Origin of the sequence: Bombella sp. ESL0380 (genome assembly GCF_009725805.1) — a bacterium.
GTDB lineage: Bacteria > Pseudomonadota > Alphaproteobacteria > Acetobacterales > Acetobacteraceae > Bombella > Bombella apis.
In genome coordinates this window covers 56,762-76,681 of sequence record NZ_WNIH01000004.1, presented here as the reverse complement: position 1 = coordinate 76,681, position 19,920 = coordinate 56,762, and the positions used below count along the sequence as shown (strand labels likewise).

The 19,920-nt window shown below is 59.5% G+C and carries 18 protein-coding genes and 1 tRNA gene; 13 read left to right on the top strand and 6 right to left on the bottom strand.

The genetic code is table 11. The annotated features are described in order from the left end of the window. The first annotated feature begins 28 nt into the window (after positions 1–28). Positions 29–3,457, top strand: coding sequence for a DNA polymerase III subunit alpha (gene dnaE / locus GM608_RS04980; RefSeq protein ID WP_333645187.1), 3,429 nt, complete (start codon positions 29–31; stop codon positions 3,455–3,457). A gap of 39 nt (positions 3,458–3,496) precedes the next feature. Here dnaE and GM608_RS04975 read toward each other — a convergent pair whose 3' ends face one another. The 4 genes from GM608_RS04975 to GM608_RS04960 all read right to left on the bottom strand — a co-directional run bounded on the left by GM608_RS04975 (position 3,497) and on the right by GM608_RS04960 (position 7,984). Beyond that, positions 3,497–4,393 carry a hypothetical protein gene (locus GM608_RS04975; RefSeq protein ID WP_086441705.1) on the bottom strand — a complete coding sequence of 299 codons (897 nt, stop codon included), beginning with the start codon at positions 4,391–4,393 and terminating at the stop codon, positions 3,497–3,499. Positions 4,394–4,447: 54 nt separating this feature from the next. Next, a complete protein-coding gene (locus tag GM608_RS04970; RefSeq protein ID WP_081563220.1) occupies positions 4,448–6,274 on the bottom strand; it encodes a cobaltochelatase CobT-related protein in 1,827 nt (608 codons plus the stop codon). Between the two features lie 5 nt (positions 6,275–6,279). After that, positions 6,280–7,248 (bottom strand): AAA family ATPase, encoded by a 969-nt coding sequence (locus tag GM608_RS04965; protein ID WP_043559934.1) that lies wholly within the window; start codon positions 7,246–7,248, stop codon positions 6,280–6,282. Positions 7,249–7,375: 127 nt separating this feature from the next. Further along, positions 7,376–7,984: a J domain-containing protein gene (locus GM608_RS04960; protein ID WP_043561138.1), complete on the bottom strand. Its 609-nt coding sequence runs from the start codon at positions 7,982–7,984 to the stop codon at positions 7,376–7,378. A 141-nt stretch (positions 7,985–8,125) separates the two neighbouring features. Here GM608_RS04960 and GM608_RS04955 point away from each other — a divergent pair, with 141 nt between their 5' ends. Then, the gene (locus GM608_RS04955) at positions 8,126–8,407 is read left to right on the top strand and encodes a BolA family protein (protein WP_333645136.1); all 282 of its coding nucleotides are present in this window, start codon (positions 8,126–8,128) and stop codon (positions 8,405–8,407) included. Then, positions 8,404–9,036 (top strand): outer membrane lipoprotein carrier protein LolA, encoded by a 633-nt coding sequence (locus GM608_RS04950; protein ID WP_333645134.1) that lies wholly within the window; start codon positions 8,404–8,406, stop codon positions 9,034–9,036. Before GM608_RS04955 ends, GM608_RS04950 begins: the two co-directional genes overlap by 4 nt. On the opposite strand, the gene lipB is transcribed toward GM608_RS04950, so the two are convergent. After that, a complete protein-coding gene (gene lipB, locus GM608_RS04945) occupies positions 9,020–9,712 on the bottom strand; it encodes a lipoyl(octanoyl) transferase LipB (protein ID WP_249109533.1) in 693 nt (230 codons plus the stop codon). The two genes, GM608_RS04950 and lipB, sit on opposite strands and share 17 nt — an antisense overlap. A 92-nt stretch (positions 9,713–9,804) precedes the next feature. Here lipB and GM608_RS04940 point away from each other — a divergent pair. The 7 genes from GM608_RS04940 (at position 9,805) to GM608_RS04910 (ending at position 15,337) form a co-directional block, all read left to right on the top strand. Next, positions 9,805–9,890 (top strand) — tRNA-Leu (locus GM608_RS04940). 235 nt (positions 9,891–10,125) lie between these two features. Next, entirely contained in the window at positions 10,126–10,995 is an 870-nt protein-coding gene (gene galU, locus GM608_RS04935) for a UTP--glucose-1-phosphate uridylyltransferase GalU (RefSeq protein ID WP_043559938.1), read from the top strand. 14 nt (positions 10,996–11,009) lie between these two features. Next, entirely contained in the window at positions 11,010–12,419 is a 1,410-nt protein-coding gene (pgmG, locus tag GM608_RS04930; RefSeq protein WP_081563218.1) for a phosphoglucomutase/phosphomannomutase PgmG, read from the top strand. A gap of 57 nt (positions 12,420–12,476) precedes the next feature. After that, positions 12,477–13,226 carry a ComF family protein gene (locus GM608_RS04925; RefSeq protein ID WP_333645133.1) on the top strand — a complete coding sequence of 250 codons (750 nt, stop codon included), beginning with the start codon at positions 12,477–12,479 and terminating at the stop codon, positions 13,224–13,226. 32 nt (positions 13,227–13,258) lie between these two features. Continuing rightward, complete coding sequence (gene grxC, locus GM608_RS04920) at positions 13,259–13,519, top strand: glutaredoxin 3 (RefSeq protein ID WP_081563490.1); 261 nt, start codon at positions 13,259–13,261, stop codon at positions 13,517–13,519. Beyond that, on the top strand, positions 13,497–13,979 hold the full coding sequence (locus GM608_RS04915; protein ID WP_166651602.1) for a DUF2147 domain-containing protein: 483 nt from the start codon (positions 13,497–13,499) through the stop codon (positions 13,977–13,979). Before grxC ends, GM608_RS04915 begins: the two co-directional genes overlap by 23 nt. A 116-nt stretch (positions 13,980–14,095) precedes the next feature. Beyond that, positions 14,096–15,337: a lactonase family protein gene (locus GM608_RS04910; protein ID WP_282802846.1), complete on the top strand. Its 1,242-nt coding sequence runs from the start codon at positions 14,096–14,098 to the stop codon at positions 15,335–15,337. A 63-nt stretch (positions 15,338–15,400) separates the two neighbouring features. On the opposite strand, the gene ubiG is transcribed toward GM608_RS04910, so the two are convergent. Beyond that, positions 15,401–16,165 carry a bifunctional 2-polyprenyl-6-hydroxyphenol methylase/3-demethylubiquinol 3-O-methyltransferase UbiG gene (ubiG, locus tag GM608_RS04905; protein WP_043559948.1) on the bottom strand — a complete coding sequence of 255 codons (765 nt, stop codon included), beginning with the start codon at positions 16,163–16,165 and terminating at the stop codon, positions 15,401–15,403. A 127-nt stretch (positions 16,166–16,292) separates the two neighbouring features. Between ubiG and GM608_RS04900 the strand changes: the two genes are divergently transcribed. The 3 genes from GM608_RS04900 (at position 16,293) to GM608_RS04890 (ending at position 19,867) form a co-directional block, all read left to right on the top strand. Further along, on the top strand, positions 16,293–17,576 hold the full coding sequence (locus GM608_RS04900; RefSeq protein ID WP_043559949.1) for an aspartate kinase: 1,284 nt from the start codon (positions 16,293–16,295) through the stop codon (positions 17,574–17,576). Next, positions 17,573–18,622: a nitronate monooxygenase family protein gene (locus GM608_RS04895; protein ID WP_043559951.1), complete on the top strand. Its 1,050-nt coding sequence runs from the start codon at positions 17,573–17,575 to the stop codon at positions 18,620–18,622. Before GM608_RS04900 ends, GM608_RS04895 begins: the two co-directional genes overlap by 4 nt. A 72-nt stretch (positions 18,623–18,694) precedes the next feature. Next, positions 18,695–19,867 (top strand): RodZ domain-containing protein, encoded by a 1,173-nt coding sequence (locus tag GM608_RS04890; protein WP_333645185.1) that lies wholly within the window; start codon positions 18,695–18,697, stop codon positions 19,865–19,867. Positions 19,868–19,920: the final 53 nt, after the last annotated feature.

The following is a 19,920-nucleotide window of genomic DNA, read 5'->3' as shown; positions in this document are numbered from 1 at the left end:
CGGCGCGGGGGCGTGGTAAATGGGCGGCATGTCCTATGCCAGCTTTGTCCATCTCCGTAATCACTCCGCCTATTCCCTCAGCCAGGGGGCGATTCGTGTCTCCGAGCTTGTGGAGCTGGCCAAAAAGAATGCCATGCCCGCCGTCGCCCTGACGGACAGCGGCAACATGTTTGGCGGGCTGGAATTTTCCCAGAGCTGCCGCAAGGCCGGTGTGCAGCCCATCATCGGGTGCCAGCTGGCCCTGCCGTCAGCTTCGGGCAGGCCCGGTGTCCCGGCGGAACCGCTGGTCGTTCTGGCCCGGACGGAAGAAGGGCTGGAGAATCTTCAGTATCTTTCCACGCAGGGCTTCCTGAATGGGGATTCGGCAGACCCGTCCATGCCGCTGGACGTGCTGTGCAGCCGTGCCGGTGGGCTGTTCCTGCTGACGGGTGGCAACCGGGGGCCGATCAACCGGCTCCTGCTGGGGGAGCAGAGGGTTGCGGCGAAGCAGATGCTCGAGCGTCTCAGGGAGGCCTTTGGGGGGTATGTGGCCGTCGAGATCAACCGGCTGGATGAAGCTGGTGAGGAGATCACGGAGCCGCAGCTGATCGCTCTGGCCGATGAGCTGGACCTCCCGCTTGTGGCGACCAATGAATGTTTCTTTCCCCGACCGGAACTGCATGAGGCGCACGATGCGCTGCTCTGCATCGCCCAGGGGCGTACCATGGCGGAGGAAGACCGCTGGCGTGTTTCCCGTCAGGCATGGTTCAAGACTCCGGATGAAATGCGGAAGCTCTTCCATGACCTGCCGGAGGCCTGCGACAATACGCTGGTGATCGCCCGTCACTGTGCCGTGGCGGTGAATACCCGCAAGCCGCTCCTGCCTGTCTGTCCGAAAGTTCGTGAAGGCAGCACGGAAGAGGAAACCCTGCGGGCCATGGCGCAGGAAGGGCTGGAGAAACGTCTGGCTGTCATGAAGGATGGGGAGAACCGTCGGGCCGAGTACGAGGAGCGGCTGGAGACCGAGCTGAAAATCATAGCCGATATGGGCTTCCCCGGTTACTTCCTCATCGTGGCGGACTTCATCCAGTGGGCCAAGGCGCATGACATTCCGGTGGGTCCGGGGCGTGGGTCCGGTGCTGGATCACTGGTAGCCTATGCGCTGACCATCACGGATATTGATCCCATTCCGTTCGGGCTGCTTTTCGAGCGGTTCCTGAATCCCGAACGTGTATCCATGCCGGACTTTGATATCGATTTCTGTCAGGACCGGCGGGATGAGGTCATCCGCTACGTGCGGAATGAATATGGCCACGAGCGTGTGGCGCAGATCATCACCTTCGGGAAACTCCAGGCCAAGGCGGCCGTGCGGGACGTAGGGCGTGTGCTGGGTCTGCCTTATGGCATGGTCAACCGTGTGGCGGAGCTGATCCCCAACAATCCGGCCAAACCGACACCACTGGCCCAAGCCATTGAGGAAGAACCCCGGCTTCAGGAGATGCGGGACACGGATGAGATGATCCGCCGCCTGCTGGAGATCGCCCTTCAGCTGGAGGGATTGTACCGCCACGCCTCGACCCATGCGGCCGGTGTGGTGATCGGGGACCGTGATCTTGTGGAGCTTGTGCCTCTCTACCGCGATCCACGAAGTGAGATGCTGGTCACCCAGTACAACATGAAGTTTGTGGAGCAGGCCGGGCTGGTCAAGTTCGACTTTCTGGGGCTGACGACCCTGACCATTCTCAAGCGGGGGGTCGATTTCCTGCGGGAGCTGGGGGAAGAGGTGGACCTCTCTCATATTCCGCTGGATGACAAGAAAACCTTCGAGATGATGGCCCGGGGAGACACGGCGGGCGTGTTCCAGTTCGAAGGGGCGGGCATGAGGGACATGCTCAAGCAGATGGCTGCCAGCCGTCTGGAAGACCTGATTGCCGGCGTGTCGCTCTACCGCCCCGGCCCGATGGAAAACATTCCTGAATATTGCCGCCGCAAGCATGGGGCACCGTGGGAGCCGCCTCACGAGGAAATCCGCCCGATTCTGGAAGAGACCTACGGCATCATGGTCTATCAGGAACAGGTGATGCAGATTGCCCAGAAGATGGCGGGCTACAGCCTTGGCGGAGCCGACCTGCTGCGGCGGGCCATGGGCAAGAAGATCGCTTCGGAGATGGAGAAACAGCGGGCCATTTTCTGCGAAGGGGCTACGAAGAGGGGCATCCCTGCCGAGAAAGCCGAAGAGGTGTTCGACCTCATGGCCAAATTCGCCAATTATGGCTTCAACAAGTCTCATGCTGCCGCTTATGCCTTCGTGTCCTATCAGACGGCCTGGATGAAGGCGAACCATCCTGTTCCCTTCCTGGCAGGCTGCATGTCTCTGGCACGGGAAAAGACGGAAAAGCTGGCGGCTCTCTGCCAGGAAGCCAGACGCATGGGGATCCCTGTCCTGCCGGTGGACATCAATAAATCCCAGGCCGATTTTTCCATCGAGAGGATGGAGGACGGGCAGCTGGGCATCCGCTACGCTCTGGCAGCGGTCAAGCGGGTTGGCTTCGTGGCTATGGAAGGGCTGGTGCAGGACCGTGGAGAAAAGCCGTTCTGCGATCTCACCGATTTTGCCGAACGGTGTGATTCCCGGCACATCAACAAGATACAGATGGAGAGTCTGGCCAAGGCAGGTGCGTTCGACAGTCTGGAGCCAGACCGTCACACCGTGTTTGCCAGTGCGGAGATCATCCTGCGGCGGGCGCAGTCCCGGGCGCAGGAGAAGGAAGTGGGACAGGCCGGTCTGTTCGGTGGGGGTGTCGATAGCAGCCTGCGGGAGGTCCTGCGGTTGAAGAAGGTCCGTCCCTGGCCGGATTTTGAGCGTCTCTCTCATGAGGCCGGGGTAATCGGGTTCCATATGAGTGCCCATCCGCTGGATGCTTACAGGCAGGTGCTGCGCCGACTGGGGATCACGCCTGCTCTCCAGCTGGAGAGCAGGGCGCATCAGGGTGTATCACGTGTTTCCATTGCGGGCTGTGTGGTGGACAAGAAGGAGCGTCCCACCAAGACCGGCAAGAAGATGGCATGGGTCACCCTGACGGATGCCAGCGGTGGCTGCGAAGTCACGTTATTTTCGGAAACATTGCAGAGTTGCCGGGACATGCTTGTGGCTGGGCAGGCTGTCCTGGTGCAGGCGGAGCTGAAATTGGATGGAGATGCCCTGCGTATCACGGCCAATAGCGTGCAGGACCTGGAAACAGCCGCAGCCAATGAGCAGGGAGAGCTGCGTATCTGGATTGATGATGAGGCAGCTCTGGCCCCCCTTCATGACATGCTGGCAGAGGTCAGGGGCGGGCGGGGGCGTGTCGTGCTGTTGCCTACTCTTGAGGAGACGCAGGCGATTGAGATCAGGCTGCCGGGTTTCTATCGTGTCACACCCCGTCTGGCGGAGCAGATGCACACACTGGAAGGAATCAGAAAGCTGGAACAGGCCTGAAACAGAAAGCCCCGCCTGTCAGGGCGGGGCGCTGTGGCATCAGAAGGGGATGGGAAGTTCGACACCATTGACCTTGACGGTGCCATTCTTCACGACGATGTGCCAGCCAACATGGTGGTCGGGCTCTCTGGCGCTCATGAAGCGGGCAATGAGCAGGGCGGCTTTGAGTTCTGTCGGGGCTACCCTGTTGACCCGATCGATCATTTCGCCGATCCGCCCAATGGAAAGGTGAACATCCGCCTTGAGGTTTTTTGTTCCTTCACCTGCCACGACCGTGCCCGTTCCAGTCACATCGCTGCCGTTGATGACGGTCTGGAACCTGTTGATGGTCAGATGATAGGGGGGCTGGGCTGCTGGTGTGAAGCTGACATCGCCAGACAGGGTCGGTGGCAGCAGGATGGCGCCGGGGGAATGAAGACCACTGGCATCAAACACGACATGAATGGTCGGTGTGGTGCTGAGGACATTCACATGTGCCGAGCTGGCGGTGGAGACCCGGTCTGGCCGGGTCATGGTGATGCCGCTCCAGTGCAGTTCCGGCAGGGTGTTTTTCACCTCTTCCACTTCGGGCAGAGGCTGTGTGGAGCAGACATCCGTCATGCCACGGTGATAGGCTGTCAGGGCAGCATAGGCGACCGCCGCATTGAGGCGGGTCAGGGCGGCCTCATCCATTTTCTGCTTATGATCAACAGCCGTGGCGGAGACGACCGAGATGCGGTGCTGCGTGCCTGTCAGCTCGGCTTTCATGTCCTGGATGGTTACGCCATGGCCGGTCCTGATGACCTGGCCGGGAGAGTAGGTAAAACAGTCCGCCGAAAGGTGCGGCAGCGTATCGGCCGCTGCCGTGGGCAGGAGGGACTGGCTGCTCAATGCCAGCAGGGAGAGGCTGGCTGCAGCGGCCAGCGTGCGGAAAGGACGGGCAGGATGATGTCGCATGATGTTTTTGAGAGTGGCGGAGTCCGGGGCGCCTGACAATGGGGGAGAGGAAAATTATCCTCTCCGTCCCTGCCGGGCAGAGCGTGGGGCAAAAAGGGCTGTCAGCTGGGCTACCATGGTGTCCCCCAGGTCTTCGGCTGAACTGATGGTTACGCTGTTGGCGTAATATCGTGTGACGTCATGACCGATGCCAATGGCCAGCAGTTCCCCGGATGGATCATTTTCCAGCTGGTGGATGACACGGTGCAGATGCAGGTCCAGATATTCTGGCCCATTGGCGGAGGAGGTACTGTCATCGACTGGTGCGCCATCGGAAATCACCATGAGGATACGACGATGTTCCGGACGGTGTTTCAGGCGTTTCCATGCCCAGAGAAGGGCCTCGCCATCGATGTTCTCTTTCAGCAGGCCTTCCCGCAGCATGAGGCCGATGTTGCGGCGTGCCCGCCGCCATGGCGTGTCTGCCGATTTGTAGATGATATGGCGTAGATCATTCAACCGTCCCGGTTTTGGTGGCCTGCCGTCCTGTGTCCATTTCACACGGCTTTCTCCGCCCTTCCATGTCCGTGTGGTGAACCCGAGAACCTCGACCTTGATGCCGCAACGTTCCAGCGTGCGGGCCAGAATGTCCCCACAGATGGCCGCTGTCGTGATGGGACGGCCCCGCATGGAGCCTGAATTGTCGATCAGCAGTGTGACGGTCGTGTCCCGGAAGTCGATCTTGCCTTCCTGCTTGTAGGAGAGTGGCAGGGAGGGGTTGCTGATGATGCGGGGCAGACGGGCTGCATCAAGAATGCCGTCTTCCTGATCGAAATGCCAGCGACGCTGCTGCTGGGCCAGCAGCTTCCGTTGCAGCCGATGGGCCAGACGGGAAACAAAACCTTGCGTTTGCTGGAGCTGCTCATCCAGTCTTTCACGGAGCAGGTCCAGCTCGGCCGGGTCGCAGAGATCGCTCGCATGGACCTCTTCGTCAAATTCCTGCGTATAGGCCTGATAGCCCCCAAGCCCCTTTACGGGACAGGGCCGTTCCTCTTCCGGCTGGGCAGAAGGACCTGCTGGCTGTTCGTATCCATTTTCACCCTCTGTCAGGATGGTTTCCATCTCATCAGAGGACAGACCTTCCGGGTTTGCTGATTCGTCGGAATCGTCGCTCAGGGCTGCCTGGGCATCTTCAGCCGTGCTGTCTTCTTCTTCCTGCCCGTCCGGGTCAGGGGCAGAGGATTCGCCACTTTCTGTCTGGTCGTCCTGGCTCTGCCCACGGGATTTTGAAGGGTCCGGCTCTTCTTCGGCTTCGCCTGTCTCCTTCAAGGTAAGAACATGCACGAAACGCTGGGAGGCTTCATTGAAGAGTGTCTGGTCGTTCTGCACGTCAGCCAGACGGGCCAGAGCCTCACGGGCCCTGGGGGTAAGGGACTGGCGCCATGCGGCCAATGCCGGCCCGGTCATGCTTTCCGGCAGTTTGCGGCCAGAGAGAGCCTCCCGTGTCAGCAGTTCCAGTGCGAGCGGCATGGGCATGTCGTCCTGCACAATCATTTTTGCGCTGTTGAGGGCATGAAGCCGCCGCCCCAGATAGTCTTCCAGATTGGCCTGCACCCCGGCCATGTGGCGGGCCCCATAGACCTCACAACGGGCCTGCTCCATGCCATCGGTGATGGTCTGGGTCTGGGCATCGGGGATGGTGATGCGTTTTTCCGGGTCGTGGTGACGCTGGCGCAGGGCCACGGCATCGGTGGCCCCCCGGATATAGGTCTTGTCCTCGGGAGTGAGAGCCGCACGCTCCAGAGAAGCCAGAGCGGGTGTCATGGGAACATCCTGATGACCACTCAGGGCGCGCTGCGTGGCAAAAGTTGCCTTGCGGAAGAGTTCGTGCGGATCGGACATGAGACTTAACCCAGCGGCGAGGCGTTGAAGCAGCGCTGATAATATTCAGCCACGATGCTGCGTTCGGCTTCATCACATTTGTTGAGGAAACTCAGGCGGAACGCGAAGGGAACATCATTGAAGATCGTGATGTTTTCTGCCCAGGAGAGGACCGTCCGGGGGGAGATGACGGTGGAGATGTCCCCGTTCATGAAACCGGCACGGCTCAGGTCGGCCAGTTCCACCATCTGGCCGATGAGGGTCTCCTCCAGAGCATCGCCCATCTTGGCCTTGATGATGCGGATTTCCTGTTCCTTGGGCAGGTAATTCAGGGAGGTGACAATGTTCCAGCGGTCCATCTGGCCCTGGTTGATCTGCTGGGTGCCGTGATACAGCCCTGTTGTATCGCCCAGCCCGACCGTGTTGGCCGTGGCGAAGAGGCGGAAAGACGGATGTGGGTGGATGACGCGGTTCTGGTCCAGCAGGGTCAGGGCCCCGTTGGCTTCCAGCACGCGCTGGATGACGAACATTACGTCGGGCCGGCCGGCATCATATTCGTCAAAGATCAGGCTGCATGGATTCTGGAGACACCATGGCAGCAGACCTTCACGGAATTCCGTGACCTGCTTGCCATCTTCCAGCGTGATGGCGTCCTTGCCGATGAGGTCGATGCGGGAGATGTGACTGTCGAGATTGATGCGGACGCAGGGCCAGTTCAGCCGTGCGGCGATCTGGTCGATATGGGAGGATTTTCCGGTCCCGTGAAAGCCCTGCACCAGAACACGGCGGTTATGCATGAAACCGGCCAGAATGGCCCGGGTCGTATCCCGGTCGAACTGGTAGGCGGAGTCGATCTCGGGGACATGGTCCGTCTTCTGTGACCAGACAGGGACTTCGAGATCAAGGTCGAGCCCAAACAGCTCCCGGGCGGATTTCAGGCTGTCAGGTGTCTGGGGCAGTGTCTCGGAGAGGGACTGTGCTGAAGGGAGAGCCATGACATGATTCCTGTCACTAAGTAGGGTGGTACATGGAAGACCGAATGAGTGTCTATCCTATTAAGGACTCTACAGGTACGATTACACAATCACCCGGTCATGAAAAGATGCAGGGAAGGCAAGGCAGCTATCCGGCTCCGGCTGTTGCCTGCTCAGTGCTGTTGGCAAAATGGTCCCGCAATGTGGCGTAGGCCGTTCCGATGACCTTGAAGCGTTCTTCCGCTCTTGGGTCGTCCCTGTTGGCATCAGGGTGATAACGGCGGGCCAGGACACGGTAGCGGGTCTTGATGATTTCAAGCGTGGTCGGCCATTCAAGATCAAGCTGGGCCAGGGGCTCACGTAGGGCTGGCGGGGCCTGCCGTCTCGTTTCGGTTGCCCGGGAAGGGCGACGGTGCCGGTTCAGGATGTCCAGAGGGTCATGCAGATCATCCAGTGTGAAGGAAGCCCGTGCCGAATCGTTGCCTGGCGTGCCCATCTTCCATGAAGGGCGCTGCCAGGAGGTATCTTCCCGCAGGTGGCGTTCGATCTGCCCCGGCGTCATGCCCCGGTAATAGTCCCAGCTGGCATTGTACTGGCGGACATGCTCCAGGCAGAACCAGTAATAGCTGCGCAGGTTGTCCCGCCCCCGGGGGGCCCGGTACCCTGCCGGCCTGTCACAGTCCGGGTGGTCGCAGCATTGCTGGGGGGCGTCCGGGTCCGGTGCGAAGGCTTTGTGTCTGGATGGTTTGCATTGCATGATGGACGATATGGGGAGAGGTCTGGCATGGATGCAAGCATCCTTTTCCTGGTGGGGAAAGATTCCTGTTATGGCAGGACAGATGGAACCTGTAACTCCGTGGATGAGCGTGGAAGAAAACCGATGAAAAGAGTCGACCGCATGAGGGCAGTACTGGAGGAGGCCCTGAGCCCGTCCATACTGGAGATACGGGATGACAGTGCACGCCACCGGCATCATGCAGCCATGCGTACCCAGGCCCAGGAAAGCCGGGGGCCGGAGCAGGTGGGCGAGACGCATTATCATCTGCATGTCGTCAGCCGCCGGTTTGACGGGATGAAGACCCTGGCCCGACACAGGCTTGTGAATGACCTGCTGGCCGGGGAGTTCCAGACGGGCCTTCATGCCCTCTCCCTGTCTCTGGAAGCGGAGAGCCAGCCATGAAGCGCATGATGGCAGGCAGCCTGCTGTTCTGGGCCGGCATGGTGGCGGCTCCGTTGGCTGTTTCTGGTCTCACGGGGTGTGCCACATCAGGCTATGATCATCTTGTCACGAATGACAGGCACGATATCCGTCGGGTGGAGACCTATCTCAACGGGTTGTCGTCCCTCCAGGCGTCATTTGTGCAGGATGGCCCGGCCCAGCAGCAGGGGGATGGACATTTCACCTATGTGCCCGGACGGTTCGAGATGGTGTATGAGGTTCCTCATGCCATGAGGGCCGTGGCCCGTGATGGTCGGTTTGTCCTCCGGAATGCTGATAATGGTGCCGTGACGCACCTCTCTCTCAAGCGGAATCCGCTCGGACTTCTGCTCCGTCATCCTGTCAGTTTTGACAGGGATGTTCAGGTGACGAATGTCTCCCATGGGACAGAATCGCTCCAGCTTTCCGTGGCAGAGGCTGACAATCCTTCCCAGGGGCTGCTGACCCTCCAGTTTTCTGACGTGCGTGGCCATCTGACCCTTGTTGGCATACAGGGGGTGGATGCCCGTCACCATCATTTTGGTCTCTCCCTGTTCGACGTGCAGGAGAACCAGCCTGTTTCCGAAAGCAGCTTCAGTCTGCCAGAGTAGCAGCTGGATGGATCACAGGGCCGAACAGGGCCGTCCAGCTTTTCAGCAGGGCCCTGTCGGCATCTTCCATCTGTAGGGCTGGGTTGAAGCGTTGCAGGCTGGTCACGCCATAGTCCCGGATGCCGCAGGGGATGATCCCGTCAAAGTCACTGAGTCGTGGCGAGACATTCAGTGAAATTCCGTGCCAGCTGACCCAGCGTGTGACACGGATTCCCAGAGCGGCGATCTTGGTTTCCAGCCCGCTTTCCCTATCGAAACACCAGACGCCGATACGGCCTTCCCGGGTGAAGGCGTCAATTCCCAGCTCCTGAAGGCTCATGATGAGCCAGCGTTCCAGCAGCTGGACGAAGGCCCGTATGTCCCGTGCGGGGAGGGGGCCGTGCGGCTGCGTGAGGTCCAGCATGACATAGGCGATGCGTTGTCCGGGACCGTGATAGGTCCACTGGCCACCCCGTCCGGCTTCGAACGTTGGATAGCCCTGAGAGTTGATGAGGTCTTCAGCCCTGGCAGAGGTTCCGGCGGTATAGAGGGGGGGGTGTTCTGTCAGCCAGATACGTTGGGGGGCCTGCTGATGGTGGATGGCCTCCACCTGCTGGCGCATGAAGGACAGGGCTTCGGGATATGGGCAGATTTTTTTATCCGCCTGCCAGATAATTTCTTTATAAAACCGTGTCATGACCATTGCCCTCCCTGTTCTGATGGGCTATAGGCCATTTCACCGAAGCGGTCACGCCTCAGACGAGGGAAAACGGGACTGCTGATCACGGAGCGGCCGTGGCGGAATGGTAGACGCGCAAGCTTGAGGTGCTTGTGGGGGAAACCCCGTGGAAGTTCGAGTCTTCTCGGCCGCACCATATTTCTTCTGCAATTTGAGGATATGGTCCGTAACATGGGTTCCACCGTGTTACGTCTTTTTCATGAAAAACTGATTGTTGGCATCGGGATGGCCCCTGTATCGAAGATGTACTTTAGGTTACATCTTGCGTGGCGGCCTGTTTACCTGTGAGCAGCTGCTTTGTGCCGAGATTGATGGATGAGTGCTCTGTCGGATGATGGAAGGCAGGGCAGACAGACCGAGAGAGAGCTGAGATGATCAAGCCATTGAAAAAAGCCGTTCTGCCTGTTGCAGGTCTGGGGACACGCTTCCTGCCAGCAACAAAGGCCATGCCGAAAGAGATGCTGCCCGTCGTGGACAAGCCGCTTATCCAGTATGCCATCGATGAGGCCCGTGCTGCCGGCATTGAGGAGTTCTGTCTGGTTACGGCCCGTGGCAAGGACAATCTGATTGATTATTTTGATATTGCCTACGAGCTTGAAAGTACCCTGAAAGAGCGGAAAAAGACGTCCGCCATCAAGGCTCTGGAAAGCAGCAGTGTGGAGGCTGGTTCACTGGTGGCTGTGCGCCAGCAGAATCCTCTGGGGCTTGGTCATGCCATCTGGTGCGCCCGCAACTTCATCGGGAATGACCCATTCGCCATTCTTCTGCCGGATGACATCGTCCAGGGTGGGCGCAGCTGTGTGGCCCAGCTGGCTGATGTCTACCATCAGACAGGGGGAAATGTGGTTGCTGTGGATGAGGTCCCCCGGGAGTGGACGGACCGCTACGGTATTCTGAAAATTGGCGAGGATGATGGGCGCAAGGTGGAGGTCAAGGGACTGGTTGAAAAGCCCGCTCCGGCAGATGCTCCTTCCAATCTTGCCATCATTGGCCGGTATGTCCTGACAGCTGACGTGCTCAAGCCACTGTCCGCTCTGAAAACCGGCGTGGGTGGTGAAGTGCAGCTGACGGATGCCATGGCCGAGATGATCGGCAAGGTGCCGTTCCATGGTCTGCGTTATGAAGGCACGCGGTTTGACTGTGGCAGCAAGCTGGGCTTCCTCGAGGCTCAGGTTGCTCTGGCGCTCCAGCGTGAAGACCTGGAAGATGACGTGCGTGCCTTCCTGAAGAAATATGCCTGAGAGGATGTGAGCTCATGACGGGATTCAAGCATCATTTTGAGCCGACCAGCCTGCGGGAATACGATATTCGCGGCATTGTGGGGAAAACCCTTCATGCCGAGGATGCCTATGCGCTGGGCCGTGTTTTTGCGAGCATGATCCGCCGGGACGGTGGGAGCGTGGTGACGGTGGGCTATGATGGCCGCCTGTCATCGCCGGAACTGGAGGAAGCACTGGTCCGTGGTGCCGTGGATTCCGGTGTGACGGTGCGCCGTGTCGGGCGTGGGCCGACCCCGATGCTGTATTATGCGGCTGTCACGGGGGAGTCTGACGGTGCCATCATGGTGACGGGCAGCCACAATCCACCGGATCATAACGGCTTCAAGATGATGCTGAAGGGCAAGCCGTTTTTTGGCGAGCAGATCCGTGAGGTTGGCCGTCTGGCCGCAGCGGGTGACGTCGTGCCCAAGGCAGAAGGGAAGGTCGAGACGATTGATCCTTCTGAAGCCTATATTGAGCGTCTTCTCAAGGATTATGACGGGGAGCGGCCGCTGAAGGTCGTGTGGGACAATGGCAACTCCGCTGCTGGTGAGGTGCTGACCCGCCTGGTGAAGGAGCTGCCTGGTGAGCATACGGTCCTGTACCCTGAAATTGATGGGACCTTTCCGAATCATCATCCAGACCCGACCGTCGAGGGGAACCTGCAGGATCTGATCAGGACCGTCCGTGAGAAAAAAGCGGATATTGGCGTGGCCTTTGATGGCGATGCCGACCGGGTTGGCGTCGTGGATGGCAAGGGAGAGATTCTCTGGGGGGATCAGATTCTCGTTCTGCTGGCCCGTGACGTGCTGAAGAAACACCCGGGAGCGACCATTATTGCAGACGTCAAGGCCAGTCAGGTGCTGTTTGATGAAGTCGGCAAGGCTGGTGGTGAGCCTCTGATGTGGCGGACCGGGCACTCCCTCATCAAGAGCAAGATGGCCGAGACGTCGTCTCCTCTGGCGGGTGAGATGTCCGGGCATATCTTTTTTGCCGATAAGTGGTATGGATTCGATGATGCCCTCTATGGGGCGATCCGTGTTCTTGGGATCGTCGCCCGTCTGCCCGGCACTCTGGCAGACATGCGGGAGGCCCTGCCACAGATGGTCAACACGCCGGAGCTGCGCTTCCCTTGCGATGACACCCGCAAGTTTGATGTCATCAAGGAAGTGGCCGAGCGCCTGAAGAAGGAAGGGGCTGATGTGTCTTCCGTGGATGGCGTGCGTGTGAATACGCCTGATGGCTGGTGGCTGCTTCGTGCTTCCAATACGCAGGCGGTTCTTGTCGGGCGTATTGAGGCGCAGTCTCATGAGGGGCTGGCTCGCCTGAAGAAGGCGTTTGTCAGTCAGCTGGAGGCCTCTGGGCTTCAGGCGCCGGATTTTGACGCTGCCGCTGCCGGACACTGAGACCTCGGGGGAAGCACCGCCATCTCGTTTCTGAGGATGGCGGTGCTCTGAGAAAAGGTGGACTGGCTTTGCAGAAGTAAATGGCTTGGGCGGAATGTGCTGGACTGGCTCATTCCGCCCAATTGCGTTTCATGCGGGGAGGAAGTGGCGTCGGGTGGTGGCTTTCTGTGTGGGCGCTGTTTTGCTGGGCTCCGGTTTGTCCATTCTCCCTTCTGTGATGCCTGTGCCCTGCCCATCACGCAGGAGGAGATGGCCGAGCGTGGGATGCTTTGTGCAGACTGTGAAAGGTCTCCACCGCCATGGCACAGGGCACGGGCGGCTTTTCTGTATGAAGGACAGGCCCGCAGCCTTGTCATGGGACTGAAATATGGAAGCCGGACAGAACATGCTGCAGCTCTGGCCCATTTCATGACCCGGGCAGGGGGGGACCTGATAGGACCGGATGTGGTGCTTGTGCCTGTTCCTGTGCATCGTGGGCGTTTGTGGCAGCGTGGATATAATCAGGCGGCCCTGATGGCCATGGCCCTTGCCCGACGGGAAGGGCTTGCCTGCTATCCAGATGCGCTGCAACGGCGGTTCAGGACTGCATCTCTCGCAGGGCTCTCCCGGCAGGGGAGGCGGAGGCAGATGGCGGGAGCTGTCACGCTGCGGCCCCGTTACTGGAGTTTGCTGCGTGGGCGCCGGGTCGTGCTGGTTGATGATATCCTGACAACAGGGGCTACGGCAGAGGTCTGTGTAAAAGCATTGCTTGAGCATGGCTGCCTTTCCGTGGATATTCTTGTGGCAGCCCGGGTGACACTGGCATGACATCCGGCTTTGAGACCAGAAAGGATTGTTACATGCCAAAAGTTGAAATCTACACGCAGCCAGGGTGCCCTTACTGTGTCCGGGCCATCAGCCTGCTTCAGTCCAAGGATGTTCCCTTTGAGGAAATCCATGCCCCTCGTGGTTCTGCGGAGCGGGAAACAGCCCGGGAACGTTCAGGAGGAGGGACGACAGTGCCGCAGATTTTCATTGGCGGCAAAGCAGTAGGAGGGTGCAGTGAGCTCATGCAGCTGGAGCAGGATGGACAGCTTGATGCCTTGCTGGGCCGCGGCTAGGGCGTTGTTCGCCGCTGTTCTTGTTCTTGCTGGGGGTGTGATGGTCACGGTATCCCGTGCGCAGGCTCAGGCGGCATCCAGTCTGGTCGGGACATGGCTGGTAGAGGAAAAAGACGGCATTTTCAGTATTGCGCCCTGTCCGTCGGATGCCAGCCGTCTCTGCGGCTGGCTGGTGGGCATGGATTATACGGAGGCCGAGCCGGAAAAGGATGTCTGGGGACGTTCGGAATGTGGGCTCGAGATCATCAGCAACATGAAGCGCCGCAAGAATGGACAGTGGCATGGGACGATTCTGGACCCGAGGAGCGGGCGGACCTACCAGGCGATCATGTGGCAGGGGAAGGGAGATACTCTCAAGCTGCGTGGCTATGTAGGGCTGAGTCTGTTTGGTGAAACGCAGACATGGAGCCGCATTGCGGCCCCGGTGATCGGCAGGCAGTGCCGCATGAAGATAAACTGATTGATTTTCCAGTCATTTTTCTTCCTATGATGAATGGCTCTTATGGAGAGAGGCCTTTTTTGGTAGCGTTGGCCCGTTCTTCCCGTAGGGGCAAAGTTGAAGGAGAGTAATACGTTATGTCACAGAGTCTTTCCCGGCGCCGGTTTACTCTGGCGCTTGCTGGATTAGGGGCCGCCACGGCCCTGTCGCCTCTGCGGGCAGCCCAGGCCCAGAAGGGGCCGTTGCCCCGTATCCTGTGCTTTGTTGGTGGTTATACGGAGCATGGTCCTCCGGGGGGAGCTGGTAACGGCAAGGGAATCTCTGTCTTCGAGATGGACCGTGATACCGGGTTTCTGACACCGGTTGCCACGTTCATGGACATTCCCAGCCCATCCTTCATTACGTTGAGCCGCAACCGGAAGTTCCTGTACGCTCTCAGCGAGATCAATGATTACGACAAGGCTGGCAGTGGCTCTGTGACGGCATTCTCCGTGGATACCCGCAATGGGACACTGGCCAAGATCAACACTGTCAGCTCCGGTGGTGCTGTCCCGGCCCATCTGAGTGTCCATCCATCCGGGAAGTATCTGCTCGTTGCCAATTACATGGGTGGCAGTGTGGCTGTCCTGCCCATCCATGCTGATGGGTCACTGGGCAAGGCTACGGATGTGGTCCACAACAGCGGGCCGAAGCAGCCGGAACGGGCGGCAGACAATCCGGAAGGCAATTTTGCCGTTTCCGATCATTCCAGTGCCCATCCGCACATGATTGCGACCGATCCGAGCGGTGCGTTCGTTCTGGTGGATGATGCCGGGCTGGACCGTGTCTATGTCTGGAAGCTGGACCTGGCCACAGGCAAGCTCATCCCGGCACAGAAGCCGTTCTACGACATGGAACCGGGTTCTGCCCCCCGTCACTTCGTGTTCGATCATTCGGGCCGTGTGCTGTACAACCTCTGTGAGCAGAACTCCAAGGTCGTGGTGTCCAAGTTTGATCCGCAGACAGGCGCCATCACGCAGGTTCAGTCCGTCAGCACCGTGACCTCCCACTTCCGCGGGTCCACGCTGGCTGCGGAAATCCTGATCGCTGAGAGCGGGCGGTTTGTCTATGTTTCCAACCGTCTGGGTGACTCCCTGGCGGTCTTCTCCGTTGGCATGGATGGCACGCTGACGCTGGAGGATGAGGTCTGGATGCATGCCGACTATGGCCGTGCCATGATGTTCGACCCGAGCGGCTCATTCCTGTTCTGTGCCAACCAGCGCTCTGACTCCGTCACGGCTTTCCGTGTGGATCGTGAGACTGGCAAGCCTGTCTTCATGAACCACTTTACCGCTGTCGGCAGCCCGACGACGTTTGCCTTCATGGTGGCGGATTCCTGAGAGGTCTCTTCCCTCGTGGAGTAGAAAAGGCGCCTGTTTGTGGCGCCTTTTCTTTTGGTAGTGTCAGTCTTTCTGGAAGAGGGCGATGTAATTGATGCTGGTATCGTGGCTCTCCTGCCAGTGTGGCGGCCGGAAGGACAGCCCCTTGAGGTCCAGCAGGCGTAGCCCGACCTGCCGGGCCATGCTGTCCAGTTCTGTCGGACGGATGAATTTTTTCCAGTCATGGGTACCGACAGGGAGAAGGCGCAGCACATATTCCGCCCCCAGCTTGGCCATGAGGAATGAGCGCAGACTGCGGTCCATGGTGGAAATGGCGACATACCCGCCCGGCTTTGCCAGGCCTGATAGCAGGGAGAGAAAGACTTGCGGGTCCCGTACATGTTCAATGATCTCCAGGGCAGAGATCACGTCAAATTGCCGACCTTCCTCAAGAAGGGTTTCGGCACTGCTGCATAGATAGTGCAGGGGGGCGGCCTGCGGCGGCAGGGGGTGAAGGGCGACGTGTGCCCGGGCAGCCTGTATGCCGTCTTCGCTGGCATCAACGCCCAGAGTATCAAAACCAAGCGTGGCGAAGCGCTCACTCGCCAGTCCGGCACCGCAGCCAATATCCAGCAGGGTTGGCAGTTCGGGGAGATGGAAAAGCGAGGCAGGCAGATGCCGGACAATCCAGGAGGTGCGCAGAGGGTTCATGGCATGGAGCGGGGCCATGGGTCCTTTCGGGTTCCACCAGTCTTTGGCCAGTGCACTGAACTGAATTATTTCATCATTGATAACAGATGATGTTCCGTTACCTGCTCCGTTGGATGATGATGGTGATGAAACAGACATTCTTGGCGGTCCTCCCGGCTTTCATGGTGCTTTTCTGCCATGTTGTGGCTAGACGCGAAAGGGCAGGAGAGCTATGTGGAACGGATATTTATGTGATGCTAGCCTTATTGTTGGAGCTTTCTCCCCGATGTCCATACACGACTGTTCGGATGATGTAACACGGTCTGCGCCCCGCACGGTCGTGATGAAATTTGGCGGGACGTCCGTCAAGGATCTGGAGCGCATCCGCATCGTGGCTGAGAAGGTCCGGAAGGAGAGAGCCAGAGGACAGCGCATTGCGGTTGTCGTCTCTGCCATGTCGGGCGTGACCAACCAGATGGTGGATTATTGCCGCTCGCTGGATGCACAGGCTGATCCGGCGGAATATGACGCTGTTGTGGCGTCTGGCGAGCAGGTGACGAGCGGTCTGCTTGCCATTGCTTTGGGGGCGCTGGGTGTGCCGGCCCGTTCTTTCCAGGGGTGGCAGATTCCCTTGCTGACGGATGAAGCCCATGGCTGCGCCGCCATCGAGGATGTAGATGGGCGTGCCCTGCGGGAATGCATGGATGAAGGTATCGTGCCCGTGATCGCCGGGTTCCAGGGAGTGGATGCCAGAGGCCGTATTGCAACACTGGGCCGTGGTGGCTCCGATACGTCCGCCGTTGCGCTGGCGGCTGCCATCAGGGCGGACCAGTGTGACATCTATACGGATGTGGATGGCATTTACACGACCGACCCAAGGATTGTTAAGCAGGCCCGCCGTCTCGAGCGGATCACTTATGAGGAAATGCTGGAGCTGGCATCCGTAGGTGCCAAGGTTCTCCAGACCCGCAGCGTGGGGCTGGCCATGCGGGAAAAGGTGCATGTGCGTGTCCTGTCCTCTTTTGTGGAGACGGATGACAGCAGCGGAACCATTGTAGTGGATGAGGACGAAAGCGTGGAAAAGAAGCTGGTGACCGGTATTGCGTATTCCATGGATGATGCGAAGATCACCATCCGACAGGTACCTGACGAGCCGGGCATTGCGGCAAGAATCTTCGAACCTCTTTCCGCTGCAGGGCTGAATGTGGACATGATCGTCCAGAGCATCGGTGCGGATCGCAGCACGAACATGACTTTCACGGTCAGCAAGGGGGATGAGAGCCGGGCCTGCCAGATTTTGGAGGCAATGCGTGCCGAGATCGGTTTTGGCGGGTTGAGCACATCCCAGAATGTCGTGAAGATCAGCGTGGTCGGCGTGGGGATGCGGTCCAATACGGGCGTGGCCACCACCATGTTCCGGACACTCGCCGAGAAAGGGATCAACATTCAGGTCATTTCCACCAGCGAGATCAAGATTTCCGTTCTGATCGATGCAGAATATATGGAGCTGGCCATGCGGGCGCTGCACACCGCCTATGGGCTTGATGCCTCCGAGGGAGCACAGGCATGAGCGGGGAAGCAAACGCACGCGAGACGCTGGACCAGCTCTGGAAACCGGGATGTGATTTCCTGGGCAGTCGGTATGCCATTCTGGGCGGGGCCATGTCCTGGGTCAGTGAACGGAATCTGGTATCGGCCATTTCCAACGCAGGCGGCTTTGGTGTGATTGCCTGCGGTGCGATGGAGCCAGAGCGGCTTGAGGAAGAGATCGTTGCCACGCAGGCGCTGACAGACAAGCCTTTTGGCGTCAATCTCATCACCATGCATCCGAAGCTGGATGCGCTGGTGGATGTCTGTCTGGCCCACAAGGTGACCCACGTCGTGCTGGCTGGTGGTGTTCCGACCGGTGCGACCATCCGCCGGGTGCGGGATGGCGGCGCCAGGGTCATGGGGTTTGCTCCGGCGCTGGCTCTGGGCAAGCGGCTCGTGAAGCTGGGGATTGAGGCTCTGGTCATTGAGGGATCCGAGGCGGGCGGTCATGTCGGCCCGGTTTCCCTGAATGTTCTGGCGCAGGAAATCCTGCCCAACATCACGGAAGTGCCCGTTTTCGTTGCGGGTGGCCTTGGCCGTGGTGATGCCGTCCTGTCCTATCTGGAGCAGGGGGCAGCCGGTGGCCAGTTCGGGACAGTGTTTGCAGCCTCCCGGGAAAGCATCGCCCATGAGCGTTTCAAGGAGGCCTTCCGTCGGGGTAATGCCCGTGATGCCGTGATGTCCGTGCAGCTGGATGAGCGCTTTCCTGTCATTCCCGTGCGTGGCTTGGCCAATGCAGCTACGCGCCATTTCATGACCCATCAGGCGGATGTGATCGAGCGTTTCCGCAAAGGAGAGATCGAGCGGGAAGCTGCCCAGCTGGAAATCGAACATTTCTGGGCTGGGGCTCTGCGCCGGGCCGTCATTGAAGGTGACGTGGAAAACGGATCCATGATGGCCGGGCAGTCTGTCGGCATGGTCAAGGAGATCCGCCCGGTAGCGGATATCATCACCACGCTGGTGGATCAGGCTGTAGAAGCCCTCCAGAAGCGTGAGAAGCGCCTCCATGCGGCGGTTGCACGGTAACGGCAGGATACTGGACAGACAGCGCTGTGTTCGGACTGGAGCTCTGGTCAGATGAGGAAGAGGGGTGACGTGATGGACGATAAAGCAGGGCAGAATATGGCCGGTCAGTCATCGGCCACTCTGGGAGCTCGCCTGATGGCCCGACGCAAAGAGTTGGGCTGGAGGCTTGAGGATGTCGAGGCTTACCTGAAGGTAAGACTTGCAACACTTCAGGCTATTGAAGGCGGGCGTTATGCCGAGCTGCCAGACAAGGTCTATGCCCTTGGTTTCATCAAGAGCTATGCCCGTCTCCTGGGGATGGAGAGCGAGGAGTTCATGCAGCAGGCCAGGCAGGAGCTGTCGTCTCTTGCGCCGCCACGTCAGAGCGTCCATCTGGTTCTTCCCGGCCCTCAGGAAGGACGTTCAGCCGGTCTCTGGGTGCTGTTGGCTGTTGGTCTGGTGGTGATCGCCGGGGGATATGCCGGGTGGTATCACTTCTCTTCCCATGGGCAGCTGGCTTCGTCCGTTCTGCCGTCCCATCTGGCAGAGACTGGTGAAACGCCAGCGGCTGCGGTACCGCCTGTTGCCACACAGCCGACTGTTCCGTCTCCAGCAGCCGGGCAGTCTGCCACGGCGCAGCCCACAGCACCGGTTCTGTCTTCTGGTGCCCAGGGGGCGGCCACGGGGGCAGGGGATACTCCGAAAGATACGCCTGATCTGCCGCCAGCGCCGGAGGCTGTTTCTCCTTCTGCCACGGCCATGCCTTCTACTGTTGATGCAGCGGGTAATGAGGTGCTTCACAATGAGGGTGATCACCCGGCCGGTTCGTCTTCTGGTGACAGTGTGACGGGGAATGCCCCGTCTGCCATGGAGACATCGAAGGCCCAGTCCCCGCAGCCGACGCCAGCGCAGCAGGCTCCTGCTCCGAGTCAGGAAGCAGCTGACAGAGTTGCAATACTGGCCCGGGAAGACAGCTGGGTGCAGGTTACGGATGCCTCTGGCAAGGTTCTGCTGGTTCGTGTGCTGAAGAAGGGAGAGAGCTGGCAGGGGACTGCTGGTGAAACCTATCGTGTGACGAGCGGCAATGCCGGGGGTGTTGTTTTTCAGGCGGGGAATGTTGTAAGCGCTCCCCTAGGGCTGCGTGGCAGGGTTGTCCGTAACGTGACGGTCGATGCAGCATCTGTGGAGCAGGGCCATTATGGTTACGGTTCCCTGGCCACCGGGGCCGGTGAGGTGCCGGGACCAGCGGACAAGCGCAGCCAATAAAATTCTGTGACCGTCCATGAGGCGGCCACGTTTATCATGGGTCAGTCCAGTCA